Origin of the sequence: Herbaspirillum sp. GCM10030257, from assembly GCF_042666555.1 — a bacterium.
GTDB lineage: Bacteria > Pseudomonadota > Gammaproteobacteria > Burkholderiales > Burkholderiaceae_D > Noviherbaspirillum.
Map to the genome: position 1 here is coordinate 180,563 of NZ_JBHTDH010000006.1, position 20,710 is coordinate 201,272.

The following is a 20,710-nucleotide window of genomic DNA, read 5'->3' on the forward strand; positions in this document are numbered from 1 at the left end:
TAACCCATCGCCGGCCAAGCAACACGAAGAAGCAAGAAATATTTTTCTTCACGCCACCCTGGAGTGATACATGAAAGCACTGCTCGATCTATTCAAGCAAGTACAGCAAAGCGAACAATTCGATGCGATCAAGATTGGTCTCGCGTCGCCTGAAAAAATCCGTTCCTGGTCCTACGGCGAAGTCAAAAAGCCGGAAACCATCAACTACCGTACTTTCAAGCCGGAGCGTGACGGCCTGTTCTGCGCCAAGATCTTTGGCCCGATCAAGGACTACGAATGCCTGTGCGGCAAGTACAAGCGCCTCAAGCATCGCGGCGTTATCTGTGAAAAATGCGGCGTCGAAGTCACGCTGGCCAAAGTGCGCCGCGAGCGCATGGGACACATCGAACTGGCCTCGCCTACCGCGCACATCTGGTTCCTGAAATCGCTGCCGTCGCGTCTGGGAATGGTCCTCGACATGACACTGCGCGATATCGAACGCGTGTTGTACTTTGAAGCGTATGTCGTGACCGACCCCGGCATGACTCCGTTGAAGAAGTGCCAGATCATGTCGGAAGACGATTACGCCGCCAAGTATGAAGAGTACGGCGACGACTTCACTGCATTCATGGGCGCCGAGGGCATCCGTGAGCTGCTGCGCTCGATTGACATCGACCGCGACGTCGAGACGCTGCGTCAAGAGCTCAAGGATTCCAAGTCGGAAGCCAAGATCAAGAAGTATGCGAAACGTCTGAAGGTTCTCGAGGCATTCCAGCGCTCCGGCATCAAGCCGGACTGGATGATCATGGAAGTGCTGCCGGTGCTGCCGCCGGAACTGCGTCCACTGGTTCCTCTGGACGGCGGTCGTTTTGCGACCTCTGACCTGAACGACCTGTATCGCCGCGTTATCAACCGTAACAACCGTCTGAAACGCCTGATGGAACTCCGTGCTCCGGAGATCATCACCCGCAACGAAAAGCGGATGCTGCAGGAAGCGGTCGACTCGTTGCTGGATAACGGCCGTCGCGGCAAGGCAATGACCGGCGCCAACAAGCGTCCGTTGAAGTCGCTGGCTGAAATGATCAAAGGTAAGGGTGGTCGTTTCCGTCAAAACCTGCTGGGCAAGCGCGTCGACTACTCCGGTCGTTCGGTTATCGTGGTTGGTCCGCAGCTTAAGCTGCACCAGTGCGGCCTGCCAAAACTGATGGCACTCGAACTGTTCAAGCCTTTCATCTTCAACAAGCTCGAGCTGATGGGTCTGGCAACGACCATCAAGGCGGCAAAGAAGCTGGTCGAAGTGCAAGAGCCAGTCGTCTGGGACATCCTGGAAGAAGTCATCCGTGAGCACCCGGTGATGCTAAACCGTGCGCCAACGCTGCACCGCCTCGGTATCCAGGCGTTCGAGCCGGTCCTGATCGAAGGTAAGGCGATCCAGTTGCACCCGCTGGTTTGCGCAGCGTTCAATGCCGACTTTGACGGCGACCAGATGGCCGTCCACGTTCCGCTGTCGATCGAAGCGCAGATGGAAGCCCGCACATTGATGCTGGCATCCAACAACATCCTGTTCCCGTCGAACGGTGAACCATCGATCGTGCCATCCCAGGATATCGTGCTGGGTCTGTACTACGCCACCCGTGAAAAAATCAACGGCAAGGGCGAAGGCATGATGTTCCCGGACGTATCGGAAGTCATCCGTGCGTACGACAACAAGGAAGTTGAGCTGACTACTCGCATCACTGTCCGTATCACCGAATATCCAAAGGATGCGGAGACAGGCGAGTTCGTCAAGACAATCAAGCGTTACGAAACGACGGTTGGTCGCGCCATCCTGTCCGAGATCCTGCCGAAGGGCCTGCCTTTCAGCGTGCTGAATCGCGCCCTGAAGAAGAAAGAAATCTCGAAGCTGATCAACACTTCGTTCCGCAAGTGCGGTCTGCGCGCGACCGTAGTGTTCGCCGACCAGCTGATGCAGTCGGGTTTCCGCCTCGCGACTCGCGCCGGTATCTCGATCTGCGTGGACGATATGCTGGTACCGCCGCAGAAACACACGATCATTGCTCAGGCCGAGCACGAAGTGAAACAGATCGAGCAGCAGTACGCTTCCGGTCTGGTCACGGCGGGCGAACGCTACAACAAGGTGGTCGACATCTGGGGCAAGGCCGGTGACGAAGTCGGCAAGGCCATGATGGAACAGCTCAAAGTGGAAGACGTGACCAAGCGTGACGGCAGCAAGGGCACACAGGAATCGTTCAACGCGATTTACATGATGGCCGACTCCGGCGCCCGTGGTTCCGCCGCCCAGATCCGTCAGCTCGCCGGTATGCGCGGCCTGATGGCGAAACCGGACGGCTCGATCATCGAAACGCCGATTACCGCGAACTTCCGCGAAGGTCTGAACGTGTTGCAGTACTTCATCTCGACACACGGCGCTCGTAAAGGTCTGGCCGATACCGCATTGAAGACCGCGAACTCCGGTTACCTGACACGTCGTCTGGTTGACGTGACGCAAGATCTGGTCGTGACCGAAGACGACTGCGGCACCGCCAACGGCGCGTCGATGAAGGCGCTGGTTGAAGGTGGTGAAGTCATTGAAGCGTTGCGCGACCGTATCCTCGGCCGTGTCGCCGCCAATGATGTGGTCAATCCGGAAACGCAGGCAACACTGTACGAAGCTGGCACCCTGCTGGATGAAGACTCTGTTGAAGAGATCGAACGCCTCGGCATCGACGAAGTCAAGGTTCGCACTCCGCTGACTTGCGATACGCGTTACGGCCTTTGCGCGAAGTGCTACGGTCGTGACCTCGGCCGCGGCATGCTGGTCAACTCCGGCGAAGCTGTCGGTGTTGTCGCTGCTCAGTCGATCGGTGAACCCGGCACACAGCTGACCATGCGTACCTTCCACATCGGTGGTGCGGCGTCGCGTGCAGCGGTGGCCTCATCCGTGGAAGCCAAGTCGAACGGTACGGTGCGCTTTACCGTAACGATGCGTTATGTCACCAACGGCAAGGGTGAGCAGATCGTCATTTCCCGTTCCGGCGAAGTGCTGATCACCGACGACCACGGCCGTGAGCGTGAGCGCCACAAGGTGCCGTACGGTGCAACCCTGCTGGTCAAGGATGGCATGACCATCAAGGCCGGTACCGCACTGGCAACATGGGATCCGCTGACCCGTCCGATCATTACCGAATACACCGGCACGGTGAAATTCGAGAACGTCGAAGAAGGCGTAACGGTCGCGAAGCAGATCGACGAAGTGACAGGCTTGGCAACATTGGTCGTCATCGATGCGAAGCGTCGCGGTCCAAGCACCAAGGTCATGCGTCCGCAGGTCAAACTGCTGAACGAAAAGGGCGAGGAAGTGAAGATCGCCGGCACCGAACACGCCGTGACGATCGGCTTCCAGGTTGGCGCGCTGATCACCGTGAAAGACGGTCAGCAGGTGTCGGTTGGTGAAGTGCTGGCACGTATCCCAACCGAATCGCAGAAGACACGTGACATTACCGGCGGTCTGCCGCGTGTCGCGGAACTGTTCGAAGCACGTTCGCCGAAGGATGCCGGCATGCTGGCGGAAGTCACCGGTACGGTCGCGTTCGGCAAGGAAACCAAGGGCAAGCAGCGCCTTGAGATCACTGACATGGACGGCAACAAGCACGAGTTCCTGATTACCAAGGACAAACAAGTGCTGGTACACGACGGCCAGGTAGTCAACAAGGGCGAAATGATCGTAGACGGTCCGGCTGATCCGCAGGACATCCTGCGCCTGCTGGGTATCGAAGCACTGGCACGATACATTGTCGATGAAGTTCAGGACGTATACCGCTTGCAGGGTGTGAAGATCAACGACAAGCACATTGAAGTGATCGTGCGTCAGATGCTGCGCCGTGTACAAGTGGTCAATGCTGGTGACACAGCCTACATCCCAGGTGAGCAAGTTGAACGCTCCGAACTGCTGGACGAAAACGATCGTGTCACCGCCGAAGGCAAGCTGCCGGCCACGTACGAAAACGTACTGCTCGGTATCACTAAGGCATCGCTGTCCACGGACTCCTTTATCTCTGCGGCGTCGTTCCAGGAAACCACCCGTGTGCTTACCGAAGCCGCAATTATGGGCAAGAAGGACGGTCTGCGCGGTCTGAAGGAAAACGTGATCGTCGGACGTCTGATCCCGGCGGGTACCGGTCTGGCGTACCACCGCGCCCGTAAGGAAAAAGAGTCGTGGGAGGCCGAGGAACGCACAGCGTTACTGCAAGCCGAAGAGTCGGCTCGATCGACAGAAGTCGAACTGCCTTCGGAAGTCACTTCGGATAGTGACGCACCAAACGGCAACGAAGCATAAGCGTTAAGCTTCCACTGAAAACGGCACTGAAGGCAACTTCAGTGCCGTTTTTTTATGCACATTTCTCGGATGTTGTAGTTGTTGGGGTGAAACTTCTAAGCAGGTAGTCAGGCATGATAAAGACTTGGCAAGTTCGCAATCTATGCGCTAAAGCTATCAATTAATGATTACTTATAGGAGGCTGACTCGTTTCTTTTCGAATCGTCCCTATCGCGACTTCCGGTCAGGGAAGACACTTCCTGATCGCAATAAATCTTCAAATCAGGCTTTGTCGGCAATACTCGACCCGCAAACAGAAACAGAAACAGAAACAGAAACAGAAACAGAAACAGAAACAGAAACAGAAACAGAAACAGAAACAGAAACAGAAATAGCAAATGAAACCCTGCACCTAGTTCGAAAACGCTCCAAACGTCCGTTAATGCGAAAAATCGCAATTCCGAGAGGGCAAAATTATCAGGTTTCTGGTCGAAAATGATTGCCACTACTTATAGCTAATATATGTTTCTAAGGGCGTAATTCAGCTTCATCAGCCAGATGGCCTCAAACCACACAAGAGAATTACCTATCCCATAGCATGGTTGACTCTCCTCGGCAATAGGCATATACTCGCGAGTTCTCGATTTTAGGCTCTTCAGGGCTTAAGCGTTCTTTGGTCTGTTTCCCCCGCCTTTTGCAACGCTTCTCCCTTTTTTGGTTTTAAATCGACGCGCGATATCCGCGCAATGGTTTTATCCCCCGGTTCCGGACAATCGTTTCCGGGACTGTATTTTTATTAACGTTTCATTTTGTTGGATTAAAGACCGATGCCAACCATCAATCAACTGATTCGCCAGCCACGTGTTTCCGCACGTGTCAAGAGCAAATCGCCGGCGCTGGAAAACAGCCCGCAAAAACGCGGCGTTTGCACCCGCGTCTACACCACGACACCTAAGAAGCCGAACTCGGCGCTTCGTAAAGTCGCCAAGGTGCGCCTGACCAACGGGTTCGAAGTCATTTCGTATATCGGTGGTGAAGGGCACAACCTGCAGGAACACAGTGTTGTCCTGCTCCGTGGTGGTCGTGTTAAAGACTTGCCAGGTGTGCGTTACCACATGGTTCGCGGTGCACTGGATACGCAGGGCGTCAAGGATCGTAAGCAGGCACGTTCCAAGTACGGCGCCAAGCGCGCGAAAGCAGCCAAGAAGTAATCCATTTTCCGCCAGGTGTCTTCACCGCGCGGAGAGCGAGTCGGCCCCGAATGGGTCGAGTAAGTGGTTGGCCATGAGGGCCACCGCGAGCGTACGGTAAATCACTCAGTGCCGTCGCTCAACTGAAGAGTGAAAGGAATCGAAATGCCACGTCGTCGTGAAGTCCCCAAACGGGAAATTCTGCCGGATCCAAAGTTCGGCAATGTTGAAGTTGCCAAGTTCGTCAACGTCCTGATGCTGTCCGGTAAAAAATCGGTCGCCGAAAACATCATCTATGGCGCGTTTGATCATATCAAGCAAAAGTCCGGCAAGGACCCGCTCGAAGTATTTACAACCGCACTCAACAATTGCAAGCCGATGGTTGAAGTCAAATCCCGCCGAGTCGGCGGTGCAAACTATCAGGTTCCGGTAGAAGTCCGCCCTGTCCGTCGTATGGCGCTGTCCATGCGTTGGTTGCGTGAAGCAGCCAACAAGCGTAGCGAGAAGTCCATGCCGCAGCGTCTCGGTGGCGAGTTGATGGAAGCCGCAGAAGGCCGCGGCGGTGCGATGAAGAAGCGTGACGAAGTGCACCGTATGGCAGAAGCCAACAAGGCGTTCTCCCACTTCCGTTTCTAATAGCATTAAATTAATAGTTGCCTTCGCACCGTTGAAGGCTCTGCAACGTAATTGGTTAAAACCGGGCGCATCCCTTGAAAAAGTGGCGCTCGGTTTTCTACCATTAAAGACTTAGGATTGAATATGGCTCGCAAGACCCCCATTGAGCGCTACCGCAATATCGGTATTTCCGCTCACATCGACGCCGGTAAGACAACCACTACCGAACGTATCCTCTTCTACACTGGCGTCAACCACAAACTTGGCGAAGTGCACGATGGCGCAGCGACCATGGACTGGATGGAGCAGGAACAAGAGCGCGGCATCACGATTACTTCCGCTGCGACCACCTGCTTCTGGAAGGGCATGGCTAGCAACTTCCCTGAGCACCGTATCAACATCATTGACACCCCGGGTCACGTCGACTTCACCATCGAGGTGGAGCGTTCCATGCGTGTGCTGGACGGCGCGTGCATGGTTTACTGCGCAGTGGGCGGTGTGCAGCCGCAATCCGAAACGGTTTGGCGTCAGGCTAACAAGTACGGCGTGCCACGTCTCGCGTTCGTCAACAAGATGGACCGTACCGGTGCCAACTTCTTCAAGGTCTACGAGCAGATGCGCGCACGCCTGAAGGCCAATCCGATCCCGATGCAAGTACCTATCGGCGCCGAAGAAAACTTCGAAGGCGTGGTCGACCTCGTCAGAATGAAGGCGATCTATTGGGACGAGGCTTCCCAAGGCATGAAATTCGACTTGCGCGACATTCCAGCGCATCTGCAGGCAACTTGCGACGAGTGGCGTGAGAAGATGGTCGAGGCGGCTGCCGAAGCCACTGAAGAGCTGATGAACAAGTACCTGGAAGAGGGCGACCTCACCGAGGAAGAGATCAAGAAAGCGATCCGTCAGCGCACCATCGCTGGCGAAATCGTGCCGATGATGTGCGGTACAGCGTTCAAGAACAAGGGTGTTCAGGCAATGCTTGACGCCGTGATTGAGTACCTGCCGGCACCGACGGACATCCCGCCGGTCGAAGGCACAGACGAGAACGAACAACCCGCACTGCGCAAGGCTGACGACAGCGAAAAGTTCTCCGCACTCGCGTTCAAGATCATGACCGACCCGTTCGTCGGTCAGTTGATCTTCTTCCGTGTGTATTCCGGCGTCGTCAACTCGGGCGACACAGTCTATAACCCGGTCAAGGGCAAGAAGGAGCGTATCGGTCGTCTGCTGCAGATGCACGCTAACCAGCGCGAAGAAATCAAGGAAGTCCGCGCGGGTGACATCGCAGCAGCAGTTGGTCTGAAAGAAGCGACAACGGGCGAAACCCTGTGCGATCCGGAAGCCGTAATCACGCTGGAGCGTATGGTCTTCCCTGAGCCGGTGATCTCTCAGGCTGTTGAGCCGAAGACCAAGGCCGACCAGGAAAAGATGGGCCTCGCACTGAACCGTCTGTCCCAGGAAGACCCGTCGTTCCGCGTCAAGACCGACGAAGAATCCGGCCAGACAATTATTTCCGGTATGGGCGAACTGCACCTGGAAATCATCGTCGATCGTATGCGCCGTGAATTCGGTGTCGAAGCAACCGTCGGCAAGCCGCAAGTTGCCTACCGCGAGACCATCCGCAAGACCTGCGAAGAGATCGAAGGCAAGTTCGTTAAGCAATCGGGCGGTCGCGGTCAGTATGGTCACGTGGTCTTGAAAATCGAACCACAAGAGCCTGGCAAGGGCTTTGAGTTCGTCGACGCAATCAAGGGTGGTGTTGTTCCGCGTGAATACATTCCTGCGGTTGAAAAGGGAATCTTGGAAACTTTGCCGTCCGGTGTGATGGCTGGCTACCCGGTCGTTGACGTTAAAGTCACATTGTTCTTCGGTTCGTACCACGACGTTGACTCGAACGAAAACGCCTTCCGTATGGCCGCATCGATGGCATTCAAGGACGGCTGCCGAAAGGCAAACCCGGTTCTCCTCGAGCCGATGATGGCCGTCGAAGTTGAAACACCGGAAGAAAAGATGGGCGACGTGATGGGCGACTTGTCTTCCCGCCGCGGCATGATCCAGGGTATGGACGACATCCCTGGCGGCGGCAAGATCGTTCGCGCCGAAGTGCCGTTGTCGGAAATGTTCGGCTATTCCACGACTCTGCGTTCGTTGACGCAAGGTCGCGCAACGTACACGATGGAATTTAAGCACTACGCTGAAGCACCGAAGAACGTTGCTGACGGCGTCATCAGCGCCAAGGGCAAGTAACACATCACAGTAAGACACACTCTTGCTTTACCATTCGAAGCAAGAGTGTGTGATTCGAAATAACTTAACAATTCGTTCTTTTTGAAGGAAATCTAAAATGGCAAAAGGCAAGTTTGAGCGGACCAAACCGCACGTGAATGTGGGCACGATTGGTCACGTTGACCATGGCAAGACCACGCTGACTGCAGCAATTGCAACGGTATTGTCGAAGAAGTTTGGCGGCGAAGCCAAGGCCTACGACCAGATTGACGCGGCCCCGGAAGAAAAGGCGCGCGGCATCACGATCAATACCGCCCACGTTGAATACGAAACCCAGAACCGTCACTATGCGCACGTTGACTGCCCAGGCCACGCTGACTATGTGAAGAACATGATCACTGGCGCCGCGCAGATGGACGGTGCGATTCTGGTGTGTTCGGCCGCGGACGGCCCGATGCCGCAAACGCGTGAGCACATCCTGCTGGCGCGTCAGGTTGGCGTTCCTTACATCATCGTTTTCCTGAACAAGTGCGACATGGTCGACGACGCCGAGTTGCTCGAGCTGGTGGAAATGGAAGTGCGCGAGTTGTTGTCGAAGTATGAGTTTCCTGGCGACGATCTGCCGATCGTGCAGGGTTCGGCCAAGCTGGCGCTGGAAGGCGACACAGGCCCGCTCGGCGAGCAGGCGATCATGAAGCTGGCGGAAGCGCTCGACACCTACATCCCGACACCGGAGCGTGCTGTTGACGGTGCATTCCTGATGCCGGTGGAAGACGTGTTCTCGATCTCTGGTCGCGGTACCGTGGTGACCGGTCGCGTTGAGCGCGGGATCGTCAAGGTTGGCGAAGAAATCGAAATCGTTGGTATCCGTGACACCCAGAAGACCACTTGCACGGGCGTGGAAATGTTCCGCAAGCTGCTCGACCAGGGTCAGGCCGGCGACAACGTTGGCGTGCTGCTGCGTGGTACCAAGCGTGAAGACGTTGAGCGTGGCCAGGTGCTGGCCAAGCCGGGTTCGATCAAGCCGCACAAGCACTTTACTGGCGAGATCTACGTGCTGTCGAAGGATGAGGGCGGTCGTCACACCCCGTTCTTCAACAACTACCGCCCGCAGTTTTACTTCCGCACGACCGATGTCACTGGCGCGATCGAGCTGCCAGCGGACAAAGAGATGGTTATGCCAGGCGACAACGTGTCGATCACCGTCAAGCTGATCAACCCGATCGCGATGGAAGAAGGTCTGCGCTTTGCGATCCGTGAAGGCGGTCGTACCGTCGGCGCCGGCGTCGTTGCCAAGATCATTGAGTAATCTCTGAGTCGGATTTTTATCGCTCTTTGACTAAACACTGCCGCGGGCCTTGCCGCCTGCGGCTCGCTCTTTTAAGGAACTAAAATGCAAACCCAAAAAATCCGTATTCGCTTGAAGGCCTTCGATTATCGTCTGATCGATCAGTCCGCTCTCGAAATCGTCGACACCGCAAAGCGTACTGGTGCTGTCGTCAAAGGCCCGGTCCCCCTGCCGACACGTATTCAGCGTTTCGACATCCTGCGTTCTCCGCACGTCAACAAGACATCACGCGACCAGTTCGAGATTCGCACCCATCAGCGTCTGATGGACATCGTCGACCCGACTGATAAGACCGTTGATGCGCTGATGAAGCTGGATCTCCCGGCGGGTGTGGAAGTCGAAATCAAACTGCAGTAAAAATCGAGAAACACGTTGTAACCCAGCACATACCACAATTTTCTATTTTGGTGGGTTGTGTGATGAAAAAACGCGGGTTATAATGCTCGGCTTCGGTATTGGCACGGAGAACCCGTGCCAATACGTTTTAGTTGTACAAACATCAGCCCCGCCCAATCGTAGGCGGGAATGGAGAAAACAATGAGCCTAGGCCTTGTTGGTCGCAAGGTTGGTATGATGCGCATCTTCACGGATGACGGGGATACAATCCCAGTCACTGTGCTCGACGTATCCAACAACCGCGTGACACAAATCAAAACTTCTGAAACAGATGGTTATTCCGCTGTTCAGGTCACTTATGGTCAGCGCCGTGCATCGCGGGTTAACAAAGCCGCAGCCGGTCACCTCGCAAAAGCAGGTGTTGAAGCTGGTACTGTCCTCAAAGAATTCCGTATCGACGCTGCAAAGGCTTCCGAGCTGAAAGCAGGCGACACTATTGCTGTCAGCTTGTTTGAAGCTGGTCAGAAAGTGGACGTGCAAGGCGTGTCGATCGGTAAGGGTTACGCCGGTACTATCAAGCGCTACAACTTTGCTTCAGGTCGTGCAACGCACGGTAACTCTCGCTCGCACAACGTTCCAGGTTCCATCGGTATGGCGCAAGACCCCGGTCGTGTTTTCCCGGGTAAGCGAATGACCGGTCACTTGGGTGATGTTACCACTACCGTGCAGAACCTCGAGATCGCCCGCGTTGACGCAGAGCGTCAATTGCTGATGGTCAAGGGTGCTGTTCCAGGCGCGAAAAACGGTCAAGTGATCGTTCTTCCTGCTGTCAAAGTCAAAGCAAAGAAGGGAGCCTAAACGATGGAACTGAAGCTCCTGAACGACCAAGGTCAGGCCGCATCGAACGTTGCTGCGCCGGATACCATTTTTGGTCGCGACTACAATGAAGCGCTCATTCACCAAGTCGTCGTTGCTTATCAGGCAAACGCTCGTAGCGGAAACCGTAAGCAAAAAGACCGTGAAGAAGTCAGCCACACAACCAAGAAGCCATGGCGCCAAAAGGGCACAGGCCGTGCTCGCGCTGGTATGTCTTCCTCGCCGCTGTGGCGCGGAGGCGGTCGCATCTTCCCGAATTCGCCTGACGAAAACTTTTCGCACAAGGTCAACAAAAAGATGTATCGCGCAGGTCTTTGCTCGATCCTCTCCCAGTTGGCGCGTGAAGGTCGCCTGTCGGTAATCGAAAATCTTTCGGTCGATGCGCCTAAAACCAAGCTGCTTGCGCAAAAACTGAAAGGCATGGGCCTTGAGTCCGTGCTCGTCATTACTGATAACCTCGACGAAAATCTCTTGCTCGCATCGCGCAATCTGCCGAACGTGCTGGTCGTCGAGCCGCGTCATGCTGATCCTGTCTCCCTGGTGTTCTACAAGAAGGTCTTGATCACCAAGCCGGCATTGGCAAAGATTGAGGAGATGCTGGCATGAACGCAAATGTAAAGCATAGCGAAGAGCGTCTGATGAAAGTGCTGCTGGCTCCGGTTATCTCGGAAAAGGCAACCTTCGTCGCTGAGAAAAACGAGCAAGTAGTTTTCCGTGTAATGCCCGACGCAACCAAGCTGGAAATCAAAGCTGCCGTTGAGTTGCTGTTCAAGGTGCAAGTGGAGTCTGTCCAGGTGTTGAATCGCCAGGGCAAGCAAAAGCGCGCAGGCCGTTTCACCGGTCGCCGTAACCATGTGCGCCAGGCTTACGTGTGCCTGAAGCCAGGCCAGGAAATCAACTTCACCGAGGAGGCTAAATAATGGCACTCGTGAAAATGAAACCGACGTCGGCTGGTCGTCGCGGTATGGTCAAGGTCGTTAATCCCGACCTCTATAAAGGCCGTCCGTTCGCCGCTCTCGTCGAGAAGAAGTCCAAATCTGCCGGTCGCAACAATAACGGTCACATTACCACTCGCCACATCGGCGGCGGTCATAAGCACCACTATCGTGTGATCGACTTCCGTCGCAACAAGGACGGCATCACGGCTAAGGTCGAGCGTATCGAATACGACCCGAACCGTAGCGCACACATCGCCCTTCTGTGCTACGCGGACGGCGAACGCCAGTACATCATCGCCCCGAAAGGCGTTGCTGTCGGTGATCAATTGATGAATGGCGCTGAGGCGCCGATCAAAGCGGGCAACTGCCTGCCGATCCGCAATATCCCGGTTGGTACGACCATGCACTGCGTCGAAATGTTGCCTGGCAAGGGCGCGCAGATGGCGCGTACCGCCGGTGCTGGTGTAGTGCTGATGGCGCGCGAAGGCACCTACGCTCAGGTTCGCCTGCGCTCAGGCGAAGTCCGACGCGTCCATATTGAGTGCCGTGCAACAGTCGGCGAAGTTGGTAACGGCGAGCATAACCTCCGCAAAATCGGTAAAGCCGGTGCAATGCGTTGGCGCGGCGTCCGCCCGACCGTCCGCGGCGTAGTGATGAACCCGATCGACCACCCGCACGGTGGTGGTGAAGGTCGTACAGCAGCGGGTCGTCATCCGGTGTCGCCGTGGGGCCAGCAGACCAAGGGCAAGAAGACGCGTCGTAACAAGCGTACGACGTCGATGATCGTCTCGCGCCGTGGCAAGAAATAAGGGGTAACACATGACACGTTCATTGAAAAAAGGGCCGTTTTGTGACGCCCACCTGATCAAAAAGGTCGAAGCCGCGCAAGCGACGAAAGACAAAAAGCCGATCAAAACCTGGTCCCGTCGTTCGACCATCATGCCGGATTTCATTGGCTTGACGATCGCAGTACACAATGGCAAGCAGCACGTGCCGGTTTATGTGTCTGAAAACATGGTCGGTCACAAGCTCGGCGAATTTGCGCTGACCCGTACGTTCAAGGGTCACGCCGCCGATAAAAAGGCTAAGAAATAAGGTGCGATGATGGAAACTAAAGCTATCCTCCGCGGCGCACGCCTGTCGGAACAGAAAGGTCGCCTCGTTGCGGATCTGATTCGCGGCAAGAAAGTCGACCAAGCGTTGAACATCCTGGCATTCAGCCCGAAAAAGGGTGCAGTCATTATTAAGCAGGTGCTCGAGTCCGCGATCGCGAACGCTGAGCACAATGACGGCGCTGACATTGACGAACTGAAGGTCAAGACGATCTACGTCGAAAAAGGTGCGGTCCTGAAGCGCTTCATCGCGCGTGCAAAAGGCCGTGGTGATCGCATCTCGAAGCAGACCTGTCACATCTACGTGACTGTCGGTAACTAAGGAGTCACGATGGGACAGAAAATTCACCCAACCGGTTTCCGTCTTTCGGTTACACGTAACTGGGGTTCCCGTTGGTATGCTGGCAATAGCAACTTTGCCACCATGCTGAACGAAGACCTGGACGTTCGTGCCTACCTGAAGAAGAAACTGAAAAACGCTTCGGTTGGTCGCATCGTTATCGAGCGTCCGGCGAAGAACGCACGCATCACCATATTCAGCTCCCGTCCGGGAGTTGTAATCGGTAAGAAGGGCGAGGACATCGAAGTTCTGAAGTCTGACCTGACTAAGCTGATGGGCGTGCCCGTTCACGTCAATATCGAAGAAATTCGCAAGCCGGAGGTTGATGCGCAGTTGATCGCCGATTCAATCGCGCAACAATTGGAAAAGCGCATCATGTTCCGCCGTGCGATGAAGCGTGCGATGCAGAATGCAATGCGTCTTGGTGCACAAGGCATCAAGATCATGTCATCTGGCCGTCTGAATGGAATCGAGATCGCCCGTAAAGAATGGTACCGCGAAGGTCGTGTGCCTCTGCACACACTTCGTGCTGACATCGATTACGGTTTCGGCGAAGCAGAAACAACCTACGGCATCATCGGTATCAAGGTCTGGGTCTACAAAGGCGATCGCCTCGCTAGCGGTGAAGCTCCGACCATCGAGACGCCAGCTGACGACGATAAGAAGCGTCGTGGCCCGCGTCGTGACGATGGTAAGCCGGGCGGCCGTCCGCGTCCCAGGAAGCCTGAAGGTTCCGATGGAGCCCCGGGTACCAAACCGGCTGCCACGCGCGTTCGTGCCCCTAAGAAGGCTGATGGCGCGGCACCGGCTGAGAAAGCAGGAGAATAATCATGCTGCAACCAGCACGCAGAAAATATCGTAAAGAGCAAAAAGGCCGCAACAAGGGCATTTCGCACGAGCGCGGCACCGCCGTATCGTTCGGCGAATTTGGCCTTAAAGCGGTCGGTCGCGGCCGTATTACCGCTCGCCAAATTGAAGCGGCGCGTCGTGCAATGACGCGTCATATCAAGCGTGGCGGACGTATCTGGATCCGCATTTTCCCGGACAAGCCGATTTCCAATAAGCCTGCTGAAGTGCGTATGGGTAACGGTAAGGGTAACCCGGAGTACTACGTGGCTGAAATCCAGCCGGGTAAAGTGCTGTACGAGATGGACGGCGTTGACGAAGCGCTGGCACGCGAGGCGTTCCGCCTGGCAGCTGCTAAGCTGCCACTGTCGACGACCTTCGTGATCCGTCAAGTCGGCCAATAAGAGGAGTGAAACATGAAAGCATCTGAACTCCGCGGCAAGGATGAGGCGGCTCTGCAAAAAGAGCTTAACGAGTTGCTTAAGGCGCAATTCGGTCTGCGTATGCAAATCGCAACGCAGCAGCTGAACAACACCGCTCAACTCAAGAAGGTGCGTCGCGACATCGCGCGCGTCAAAACCGTCATGAATCAGAAGGACGCCAAGTAATGAACGATCAAGTGAAACAGTCGCTTAAGCGCACGCTGATTGGCAAGGTGGTCTCTGACAAGATGGACAAGACCGTGACCGTTCTAGTCGAGCGTCGCGTCAAGCACCCGCTGTACGGCAAGATTGTTGTGCGTTCCAACAAGTATCACGCGCACGACGAAGCAAACCAGGCGAAAGAAGGCGATACCGTTGAAATTCAAGAAGGTCGTCCGATTTCCAAGACAAAGGCATGGTCGGTTACACGTGTGGTGCAAGTCGCACAAATCGTCTAATTTGTCTGCTTTTAGTTGTTGCGAGCCCGGCGTTATGCTGTCATAATGCTGGGCTTGGTTCTCGTAAAGTCATTTTGCGGGAATCAAAGGAAGTGCCCTGCAGTTCGAAAAGTTCGCGCAGTAGCAATTTGACTGTGCTGCAGTAGTTTTTGTAACCGTCCACCTAATCGGCGCGGCTTTGCTAAGTCGGCTGACAGGACCAAGACTGACCGCAAACCCGCGTTGGGCGGAGAGCGGATTAAGTTGGGAAAGAAAATACTATGATTCAAACTGAAAGCCGGCTCGAAGTAGCCGACAACACGGGTGCGCGTGAAGTCATGTGCATTAAGGTGCTGGGTGGTTCCAAGCGCCGTTATGCCAGCATCGGCGATGTCATCAAGGTCACGGTGAAATCCGCTGCGCCGCGTGGTCGTGTCAAAAAAGGCGAAATCTATAACGCCGTGGTCGTTCGTACAGCCAAGGGTGTGCGCCGCCAGGATGGTTCGCTGGTTAAATTCGATGGCAACGCAGCAGTGTTGCTGAATGCCAAGCTTGAGCCGATCGGCACACGCATTTTCGGGCCGGTAACGCGGGAGTTGCGTACCGAGCGTTTTATGAAGATCGTGTCGCTCGCGCCTGAAGTTCTGTAAGGAGTCGTCATGGATAAGATTCGGAAAAGCGACGAAGTCATCGTCCTGACCGGTAAGGATAAGGGCAAGCGCGGGGTGGTTACGCAGCGCGTCGATGCCAACTACATCGTGGTGGAAGGCGTAAACGTTGCCAAAAAAGCGACGAAGCCAAACCCGATGACCGGTACAACTGGCGGCATCGTCGACAAGCTGATGCCAATTCACGTGTCCAACGTTGCATTGTTCAATGCGGCGACTGGCAAGGCAGATCGCGTAGGCTTTAAGGATGTGGACGGCAAGAAGGTCCGCGTTTACAAGTCGAGCGGCGAAGTCGTTAAGGTGTAAGACATCATGGCCCGTCTCCAACAATTTTATAAAGAAAAAGTCGTCGCCGACCTGACCAGCAAATTTGGTTACAAGTCTGTGATGGAAGTCCCGCGCCTGACCAAGATCACCCTGAACATGGGTCTTTCGGAAGCGGTTGCGGACAAGAAGATCATCGAGCACGCAGTTGGCGACCTGACAAAGATCGCTGGCCAGAAGCCGGTGGTTACCAAGGCTCGTAAAGCGATCGCTGGATTTAAGATCCGCGAAGGCTATCCGATCGGCTGCATGGTGACTCTCCGCGGCGCGCGTATGTACGAATTCCTGGACCGCCTTATCACTGTCGCGCTGCCGCGTGTGCGTGACTTCCGTGGTGTCTCCGGTCGTGCGTTTGATGGTCGTGGCAACTACAACATCGGTGTGAAAGAGCAGATCATTTTCCCCGAGATTGAGTACGACAAGATCGACGCGCTGCGTGGTATGAACATCAGCATTACCACGACTGCGAAGACCGACGACGAAGCGAAAGCTCTGCTCGCCGCATTTAAATTCCCGTTCAGAAACTGAGGATGCCATGGCAAAACTGGCACTGATTAACCGTGAACAAAAGCGCGCTGACCTGGTAAAGAAATATGCCGGCAAGCGTGCCGAGTTGAAGGCAATCATCGATGATCAAACCAAATCGGAAGAAGAGCGCTATGAAGCGCGCCTGAAGTTGCAGGCGCTGCCGCGCAACGCGAACCCGACTCGTCAGCGCAATCGTTGCGCTTTGACCGGTCGTCCGCGTGGTACCTTCCGCAAGTTCGGTTTGGCGCGTACAAAGATCCGTGAAATCGCCATGCGCGGCGAAATCCCGGGCATCACTAAAGCTAGCTGGTAATAGGAGAACAAGCAATGAGTATGAGCGATCCTATCGCCGATATGCTGACCCGCATTCGCAACGCCCAAGGCGTTCAGAAGACTACGGTTGCAATGCCGTCGTCCAAAGTCAAGGTGGCGATTGCCAACGTCCTCAAGGACGAGGGTTACATCGAAGACTTCGCGGTATCCGAAGCAGAAGGCAAGGCTGAATTGAAAATTGGCCTGAAATATTATGCTGGTCGTCCCGTTATCGAGCGCCTCGAGCGCGTGTCTCGCCCTGGCCTTCGTATTTACAAGGGTAAGGATGACATTCCGAGCGTAATGAACGGCCTTGGTGTGGCAATCGTCTCCACGCCTAAGGGTGTGATGACAGATCGCAAAGCACGCGCAACCGGTGTCGGTGGCGAAGTGATTTGCTACGTGGCCTAAGGAGTGCAAGATGTCTCGTGTTGGTAAAATGCCCATCGCACTTCCGGCAGGTGTGGAAGTGACGATCGCTGCAGACAGGATTACTGTCAAGGGTTCCCTTGGAACCCTGTCCATGCCATTAAATGGGCTGGTCAAAGTAGTAAACGAAAACAACACTCTGTTGTTCACGCCAGCTGATGAAACTCGTGAAGCGAACGCTATGTCGGGAACGCTGCGTGCGCTGGTGAACAACATGGTGAACGGCGTAACGAAGGGTTTCGAAAAGAAGCTGTCTCTCGTCGGTGTGGGATATCGTGCCCAGGCCCAAGGCGACAAGTTGAACCTATCGCTCGGCTTCTCGCATCCGGTGGTTCATCAGATGCCTGCCGGTGTGAAATGCGAAACACCGTCACAGACCGAAATCGTGATCAAGGGCGTTGACAAGCAAAAGGTTGGTCAGACCGCTGCTGAAGTCCGTGCTTACCGCAGTCCTGAGCCTTACAAGGGCAAGGGCGTCCGTTATGTGGACGAAGTGGTCACGCTCAAAGAAACGAAGAAGAAGTAAAGGGGTTGACCATGGACAAGAAACAATCACGCCTGCGCCGCGCACGTCAGACACGTGCCAAGATTGCAGAGTTAAAGGTGAATCGCCTGGCCGTGCATCGCACCAACCTGCACATTTACGCAAACATCATCGGTCCGGACGCCACGATATTGGCATCCGCATCTACGTTGGAAGCCGAAGTGCGTCAGGAGCTCGCTGGCAAGACAGGCAAGGGCGGCAACGCCGCTGCGGCTGCCTTGGTCGGCAAGCGCGTTGCAGAGAAGGCTTTGAAGGCAGGTATCGCCGAAGTCGCATTCGACCGTTCCGGTTTCCGCTATCACGGCCGTGTTAAGGCAGTGGCAGAAGCGGCACGCGAAGCCGGTCTGAAGTTCTAAGGAAAAATCGTCATGGCAAAAATGCAAGCAAAGACGCCGCAAGGCGAAGAGCGCGACGACGGCATGCGCGAAAAGATGATCGCGGTTAACCGTGTGACCAAAGTGGTCAAGGGCGGCCGTATCATGGGTTTCGCAGCGTTGGCAGTGGTCGGCGACGGCGATGGTCGCATCGGCATGGGCAAGGGCAAGTCGAAAGAAGTGCCGGTTGCAGTGCAGAAAGCAATGGAAGAAGCTCGTCGCAAGATGATCAAGGTCACCTTGAAGAATGGCACGCTTCAGCACACTGTAACTGGTAAGCATGGCGCTTCGTCGGTCATGATTTCGCCGGCAAAAGACGGTACTGGCGTTATTGCTGGTGGCCCGATGCGCGCAATCTTCGAAGTTATGGGTGTAACGAACGTGGTGGCAAAGTCGAACGGTTCGACCAATCCATACAATATGGTCCGTGCTACGATCGACGGCCTGTCAAAAATGAATACTCCTTCCGAAATCGCTGCAAAGCGCGGTAAGTCGGTTGAAGAAATTCTGGGTTGAGGTGATCCGAATGGCAAACACAATTAAAGTGAAACTGGTTAAGGGCCTGATCGGCACTCGCCAGGACCATCGCGCCACCGTGCGCGGCCTCGGGCTGCGTCGTGTGAATTCGGTCTCGGAACTGCAAGACACGCCGTCTGTACGCGGCATGATCAACAAGGTTTCGTATCTCGTGAAAGTGGTTTCGTAAGCCCAGCGCTTACGAACGGAGCAAATCATGGAATTGAATACAATTCAACCCGCAGACGGCGCTAAGCATGCTAAGCGTCGCGTCGGACGCGGCATCGGCTCGGGCTTGGGCAAGACTGCCGGCCGCGGTCACAAAGGACAAAAATCGCGTTCTGGCGGTTTTCATAAAGTCGGATTTGAGGGCGGTCAGATGCCTTTGCAGCGTCGTTTGCCAAAACGCGGCTTCAAGTCGCTGGCAACGCCGTACAAGGCAGAAGTTCGCCTCGGTGACCTTGAAAATCTGCCGGTTTCAGAGATCGATGTGCTGGCATTAAAGCAGGCAGGTCTCGTTTCTGAGTTGGCTCGCGTCGTTCGCGTTATCAAGGCGGGCGAGCTGAGCAAGAAAGTAACGATCAAGGGTTTGATCGCTACCAAAGGCGCCAAGGCTGCAATCGAAGCCGCTGGTGGTTCGGTTGCGTAAGCACCCGATTTAACCGGAGCAAGAATTGGCGACGACACCCCAACTCGCTAAGAGTGCAGCAAGCGGTTTTCCATGGGGCCGACTATGGTTCCTGCTTGCCGCGTTAGTGGTTTATCGTATCGGCGCGCACATCCCGGTGCCGGGTATTGACCCGACACAGCTTGCGGACCTGTTCAAGCAAAACCAGAGCGGTATTCTGGGCATGTTTAACATGTTCTCTGGAGGTGCGTTGTCGCGATTCACAATTTTTGCACTGGGGATCATGCCGTATATTTCGGCGTCGATCATCATGCAGTTAATGTCGATCGTGTCTCCGCAGCTCGAGGCTTTGAAAAAAGAGGGCGAAGCGGGCCGGCGCAAAATTACGCAGTACACGCGATATGGCACGTTGGTGCTTGCGACATTCCAAGCGCTTGGTATTGCGGTAGCACTTGAATCGCAAGCTGGACTCGTGATCGATCCGGGGATGGCCTTCCGTTTTACGACGGTTGTGACGTTGGTCACCGGAACGATGTTTCTCATGTGGCTCGGGGAACAGATTACGGAACGCGGCTTAGGTAACGGGATTTCGATCATCATCTTTGCCGGTATTGCAGCAGGTTTGCCTAGTGCGGTTGGTGGCTTATTCGAACTCGTTCGAACTGGATCGATGAATGCGCTGTCAGCAATTTTGATTTGCGTCATCGTTGCAGCGGTTACGTTCCTCGTGGTTTTCATTGAACGTGGCCAGCGCAAGATTCTCGTCAACTATGCAAAGCGCCAAGTTGGCAACAAGATTTACGGAGGGCAGAGTAGCCATTTGCCTCTTAAGCTTAATATGGCAGGTGTAATTCCGCCAATTTTCGCATCGTCGATAATCTTGTTTCCGGCAACAATTACCAGTTGGTTTACTTCTGGGGACGCGAGTAACGGATTTGTTCGTTTTCTAAAGGATCTGGCTGCGTCCTTGGCTCCTGGTGAACCGATTCATGCGCTGTTGTACGCTGTGGCAATTGTGTTCTTTTGCTTCTTCTATACCGCGTTGGTATTTAATAGCAAAGAGACCGCAGACAATTTGAAGAAGAGTGGTGCGTTTGTTCCGGGTATTCGTCCGGGTGACCAAACTGCGCGATACATCGACAAGATTCTGATGCGTCTGACGCTGGTTGGTGCGGTGTATATCACGCTGGTGTGTTTGTTGCCTGAGTTCCTGATCGCTCGATGGAAAGTGCCGTTCTACTTCGGTGGTACGTCATTGCTGATCATCGTTGTCGTGACAATGGACTTCATGGCTCAGGTGCAGAATTACGTGATGTCGCAACAGTACGAATCGCTCCTTCGTAAAGCGAATTTCAAGGGCGGCATTCCGACTCGCTAATGCGGGCGGGATAGTCCAGGATAACGAGC

General features: G+C 54.9%; 28 protein-coding genes. All 28 read left to right on the top strand.

All coding sequences use genetic code 11. From position 1 onward, the window contains the following. Positions 1–70: 70 nt before the first annotated feature. The 28 genes from rpoC to secY all read left to right on the top strand — a co-directional run bounded on the left by rpoC (position 71) and on the right by secY (position 20,681). Positions 71–4,315, top strand: a complete 4,245-nt coding sequence (gene rpoC / locus ACFQUU_RS11615; protein WP_382247197.1) for a DNA-directed RNA polymerase subunit beta' — start codon at positions 71–73, stop codon at positions 4,313–4,315. Positions 4,316–4,478: 163 nt separating this feature from the next. Continuing rightward, the gene (locus tag ACFQUU_RS11620; RefSeq protein ID WP_382247199.1) at positions 4,479–4,793 is read left to right on the top strand and encodes a hypothetical protein; all 315 of its coding nucleotides are present in this window, start codon (positions 4,479–4,481) and stop codon (positions 4,791–4,793) included. A 328-nt stretch (positions 4,794–5,121) separates the two neighbouring features. After that, positions 5,122–5,505 carry a 30S ribosomal protein S12 gene (gene rpsL / locus ACFQUU_RS11625; protein WP_057293079.1) on the top strand — a complete coding sequence of 128 codons (384 nt, stop codon included), beginning with the start codon at positions 5,122–5,124 and terminating at the stop codon, positions 5,503–5,505. A 144-nt stretch (positions 5,506–5,649) separates the two neighbouring features. Then, on the top strand, positions 5,650–6,120 hold the full coding sequence (rpsG, locus tag ACFQUU_RS11630; RefSeq protein WP_057293080.1) for a 30S ribosomal protein S7: 471 nt from the start codon (positions 5,650–5,652) through the stop codon (positions 6,118–6,120). A 123-nt stretch (positions 6,121–6,243) separates the two neighbouring features. Beyond that, the gene (fusA, locus tag ACFQUU_RS11635) at positions 6,244–8,346 is read left to right on the top strand and encodes an elongation factor G (protein WP_382247201.1); all 2,103 of its coding nucleotides are present in this window, start codon (positions 6,244–6,246) and stop codon (positions 8,344–8,346) included. Between the two features lie 97 nt (positions 8,347–8,443). Beyond that, positions 8,444–9,634 (top strand): elongation factor Tu, encoded by a 1,191-nt coding sequence (gene tuf / locus ACFQUU_RS11640; RefSeq protein ID WP_382247184.1) that lies wholly within the window; start codon positions 8,444–8,446, stop codon positions 9,632–9,634. Positions 9,635–9,718: 84 nt separating this feature from the next. Then, a complete protein-coding gene (gene rpsJ, locus ACFQUU_RS11645; protein ID WP_057289723.1) occupies positions 9,719–10,030 on the top strand; it encodes a 30S ribosomal protein S10 in 312 nt (103 codons plus the stop codon). 180 nt (positions 10,031–10,210) lie between these two features. Then, positions 10,211–10,867 (top strand): 50S ribosomal protein L3, encoded by a 657-nt coding sequence (rplC, locus tag ACFQUU_RS11650; protein WP_382247204.1) that lies wholly within the window; start codon positions 10,211–10,213, stop codon positions 10,865–10,867. A gap of 3 nt (positions 10,868–10,870) precedes the next feature. Beyond that, positions 10,871–11,491, top strand: a complete 621-nt coding sequence (gene rplD / locus ACFQUU_RS11655; RefSeq protein WP_057289725.1) for a 50S ribosomal protein L4 — start codon at positions 10,871–10,873, stop codon at positions 11,489–11,491. Further along, positions 11,488–11,805 (top strand): 50S ribosomal protein L23, encoded by a 318-nt coding sequence (gene rplW, locus ACFQUU_RS11660; protein ID WP_057289726.1) that lies wholly within the window; start codon positions 11,488–11,490, stop codon positions 11,803–11,805. The genes rplD and rplW overlap by 4 nt, the downstream gene beginning before the upstream one ends. Next, complete coding sequence (gene rplB, locus ACFQUU_RS11665; RefSeq protein ID WP_382247207.1) at positions 11,805–12,632, top strand: 50S ribosomal protein L2; 828 nt, start codon at positions 11,805–11,807, stop codon at positions 12,630–12,632. Before rplW ends, rplB begins: the two co-directional genes overlap by 1 nt. A 10-nt stretch (positions 12,633–12,642) precedes the next feature. After that, entirely contained in the window at positions 12,643–12,918 is a 276-nt protein-coding gene (gene rpsS, locus ACFQUU_RS11670) for a 30S ribosomal protein S19 (RefSeq protein ID WP_040039182.1), read from the top strand. Positions 12,919–12,924: 6 nt separating this feature from the next. After that, the gene (rplV, locus tag ACFQUU_RS11675) at positions 12,925–13,257 is read left to right on the top strand and encodes a 50S ribosomal protein L22 (protein ID WP_200960885.1); all 333 of its coding nucleotides are present in this window, start codon (positions 12,925–12,927) and stop codon (positions 13,255–13,257) included. A gap of 9 nt (positions 13,258–13,266) precedes the next feature. Continuing rightward, positions 13,267–14,103, top strand: a complete 837-nt coding sequence (rpsC, locus tag ACFQUU_RS11680) for a 30S ribosomal protein S3 (RefSeq protein ID WP_382247210.1) — start codon at positions 13,267–13,269, stop codon at positions 14,101–14,103. A 2-nt stretch (positions 14,104–14,105) separates the two neighbouring features. Further along, positions 14,106–14,525, top strand: coding sequence for a 50S ribosomal protein L16 (gene rplP, locus ACFQUU_RS11685; protein WP_057289729.1), 420 nt, complete (start codon positions 14,106–14,108; stop codon positions 14,523–14,525). Positions 14,526–14,537: 12 nt separating this feature from the next. Next, positions 14,538–14,729 carry a 50S ribosomal protein L29 gene (gene rpmC / locus ACFQUU_RS11690; RefSeq protein WP_057289730.1) on the top strand — a complete coding sequence of 64 codons (192 nt, stop codon included), beginning with the start codon at positions 14,538–14,540 and terminating at the stop codon, positions 14,727–14,729. Next, positions 14,729–15,001, top strand: a complete 273-nt coding sequence (rpsQ, locus tag ACFQUU_RS11695; RefSeq protein WP_057289731.1) for a 30S ribosomal protein S17 — start codon at positions 14,729–14,731, stop codon at positions 14,999–15,001. The genes rpmC and rpsQ overlap by 1 nt, the downstream gene beginning before the upstream one ends. Before the next feature lie 260 nt (positions 15,002–15,261). Beyond that, complete coding sequence (rplN, locus tag ACFQUU_RS11700; RefSeq protein WP_057289732.1) at positions 15,262–15,630, top strand: 50S ribosomal protein L14; 369 nt, start codon at positions 15,262–15,264, stop codon at positions 15,628–15,630. A 9-nt stretch (positions 15,631–15,639) separates the two neighbouring features. Next, complete coding sequence (gene rplX, locus ACFQUU_RS11705) at positions 15,640–15,954, top strand: 50S ribosomal protein L24 (protein ID WP_382247213.1); 315 nt, start codon at positions 15,640–15,642, stop codon at positions 15,952–15,954. Between the two features lie 6 nt (positions 15,955–15,960). Next, the gene (gene rplE / locus ACFQUU_RS11710) at positions 15,961–16,500 is read left to right on the top strand and encodes a 50S ribosomal protein L5 (RefSeq protein ID WP_057289734.1); all 540 of its coding nucleotides are present in this window, start codon (positions 15,961–15,963) and stop codon (positions 16,498–16,500) included. Between the two features lie 7 nt (positions 16,501–16,507). Continuing rightward, positions 16,508–16,813 carry a 30S ribosomal protein S14 gene (gene rpsN, locus ACFQUU_RS11715; protein WP_057289735.1) on the top strand — a complete coding sequence of 102 codons (306 nt, stop codon included), beginning with the start codon at positions 16,508–16,510 and terminating at the stop codon, positions 16,811–16,813. Positions 16,814–16,827: 14 nt separating this feature from the next. Beyond that, the gene (gene rpsH / locus ACFQUU_RS11720; protein WP_057289736.1) at positions 16,828–17,223 is read left to right on the top strand and encodes a 30S ribosomal protein S8; all 396 of its coding nucleotides are present in this window, start codon (positions 16,828–16,830) and stop codon (positions 17,221–17,223) included. 10 nt (positions 17,224–17,233) lie between these two features. Next, positions 17,234–17,767 (top strand): 50S ribosomal protein L6, encoded by a 534-nt coding sequence (rplF, locus tag ACFQUU_RS11725; RefSeq protein ID WP_382247217.1) that lies wholly within the window; start codon positions 17,234–17,236, stop codon positions 17,765–17,767. Positions 17,768–17,778: 11 nt separating this feature from the next. Then, positions 17,779–18,141: a 50S ribosomal protein L18 gene (gene rplR / locus ACFQUU_RS11730; RefSeq protein ID WP_057289738.1), complete on the top strand. Its 363-nt coding sequence runs from the start codon at positions 17,779–17,781 to the stop codon at positions 18,139–18,141. Positions 18,142–18,153: 12 nt separating this feature from the next. Continuing rightward, a complete protein-coding gene (rpsE, locus tag ACFQUU_RS11735; protein WP_057289739.1) occupies positions 18,154–18,675 on the top strand; it encodes a 30S ribosomal protein S5 in 522 nt (173 codons plus the stop codon). A 10-nt stretch (positions 18,676–18,685) separates the two neighbouring features. Next, entirely contained in the window at positions 18,686–18,865 is a 180-nt protein-coding gene (gene rpmD, locus ACFQUU_RS11740) for a 50S ribosomal protein L30 (protein ID WP_057289740.1), read from the top strand. Between the two features lie 27 nt (positions 18,866–18,892). Continuing rightward, positions 18,893–19,324: a 50S ribosomal protein L15 gene (rplO, locus tag ACFQUU_RS11745; RefSeq protein ID WP_057289741.1), complete on the top strand. Its 432-nt coding sequence runs from the start codon at positions 18,893–18,895 to the stop codon at positions 19,322–19,324. Between the two features lie 25 nt (positions 19,325–19,349). Next, positions 19,350–20,681: a preprotein translocase subunit SecY gene (secY, locus tag ACFQUU_RS11750; protein ID WP_382247220.1), complete on the top strand. Its 1,332-nt coding sequence runs from the start codon at positions 19,350–19,352 to the stop codon at positions 20,679–20,681. Positions 20,682–20,710 lie beyond the last annotated feature (29 nt).

Coding starts and splice junctions, on each gene's coding strand:
- rplF (WP_382247217.1), top strand. CDS start 17,234: ATGTCTCGTGTTGGTAAAATGCCCATCGCACTTCCGGCAGGTGTGGAA.
- rpsQ (WP_057289731.1), top strand. CDS start 14,729: ATGAACGATCAAGTGAAACAGTCGCTTAAGCGCACGCTGATTGGCAAG.
- rpsH (WP_057289736.1), top strand. CDS start 16,828: ATGAGTATGAGCGATCCTATCGCCGATATGCTGACCCGCATTCGCAAC.
- rpsC (WP_382247210.1), top strand. CDS start 13,267: ATGGGACAGAAAATTCACCCAACCGGTTTCCGTCTTTCGGTTACACGT.
- tuf (WP_382247184.1), top strand. CDS start 8,444: ATGGCAAAAGGCAAGTTTGAGCGGACCAAACCGCACGTGAATGTGGGC.
- rpsL (WP_057293079.1), top strand. CDS start 5,122: ATGCCAACCATCAATCAACTGATTCGCCAGCCACGTGTTTCCGCACGT.
- rplO (WP_057289741.1), top strand. CDS start 18,893: ATGGAATTGAATACAATTCAACCCGCAGACGGCGCTAAGCATGCTAAG.
- rpsJ (WP_057289723.1), top strand. CDS start 9,719: ATGCAAACCCAAAAAATCCGTATTCGCTTGAAGGCCTTCGATTATCGT.
- rplX (WP_382247213.1), top strand. CDS start 15,640: ATGGATAAGATTCGGAAAAGCGACGAAGTCATCGTCCTGACCGGTAAG.
- rplE (WP_057289734.1), top strand. CDS start 15,961: ATGGCCCGTCTCCAACAATTTTATAAAGAAAAAGTCGTCGCCGACCTG.
- fusA (WP_382247201.1), top strand. CDS start 6,244: ATGGCTCGCAAGACCCCCATTGAGCGCTACCGCAATATCGGTATTTCC.
- rpoC (WP_382247197.1), top strand. CDS start 71: ATGAAAGCACTGCTCGATCTATTCAAGCAAGTACAGCAAAGCGAACAA.
- rplW (WP_057289726.1), top strand. CDS start 11,488: ATGAACGCAAATGTAAAGCATAGCGAAGAGCGTCTGATGAAAGTGCTG.
- rplP (WP_057289729.1), top strand. CDS start 14,106: ATGCTGCAACCAGCACGCAGAAAATATCGTAAAGAGCAAAAAGGCCGC.
- rplB (WP_382247207.1), top strand. CDS start 11,805: ATGGCACTCGTGAAAATGAAACCGACGTCGGCTGGTCGTCGCGGTATG.
- rplR (WP_057289738.1), top strand. CDS start 17,779: ATGGACAAGAAACAATCACGCCTGCGCCGCGCACGTCAGACACGTGCC.
- rpsG (WP_057293080.1), top strand. CDS start 5,650: ATGCCACGTCGTCGTGAAGTCCCCAAACGGGAAATTCTGCCGGATCCA.
- rpmD (WP_057289740.1), top strand. CDS start 18,686: ATGGCAAACACAATTAAAGTGAAACTGGTTAAGGGCCTGATCGGCACT.
- rplN (WP_057289732.1), top strand. CDS start 15,262: ATGATTCAAACTGAAAGCCGGCTCGAAGTAGCCGACAACACGGGTGCG.
- rplV (WP_200960885.1), top strand. CDS start 12,925: ATGATGGAAACTAAAGCTATCCTCCGCGGCGCACGCCTGTCGGAACAG.
- rplD (WP_057289725.1), top strand. CDS start 10,871: ATGGAACTGAAGCTCCTGAACGACCAAGGTCAGGCCGCATCGAACGTT.
- rplC (WP_382247204.1), top strand. CDS start 10,211: ATGAGCCTAGGCCTTGTTGGTCGCAAGGTTGGTATGATGCGCATCTTC.
- rpsE (WP_057289739.1), top strand. CDS start 18,154: ATGGCAAAAATGCAAGCAAAGACGCCGCAAGGCGAAGAGCGCGACGAC.
- rpsN (WP_057289735.1), top strand. CDS start 16,508: ATGGCAAAACTGGCACTGATTAACCGTGAACAAAAGCGCGCTGACCTG.
- rpmC (WP_057289730.1), top strand. CDS start 14,538: ATGAAAGCATCTGAACTCCGCGGCAAGGATGAGGCGGCTCTGCAAAAA.
- rpsS (WP_040039182.1), top strand. CDS start 12,643: ATGACACGTTCATTGAAAAAAGGGCCGTTTTGTGACGCCCACCTGATC.
- ACFQUU_RS11620 (WP_382247199.1), top strand. CDS start 4,479: ATGATTACTTATAGGAGGCTGACTCGTTTCTTTTCGAATCGTCCCTAT.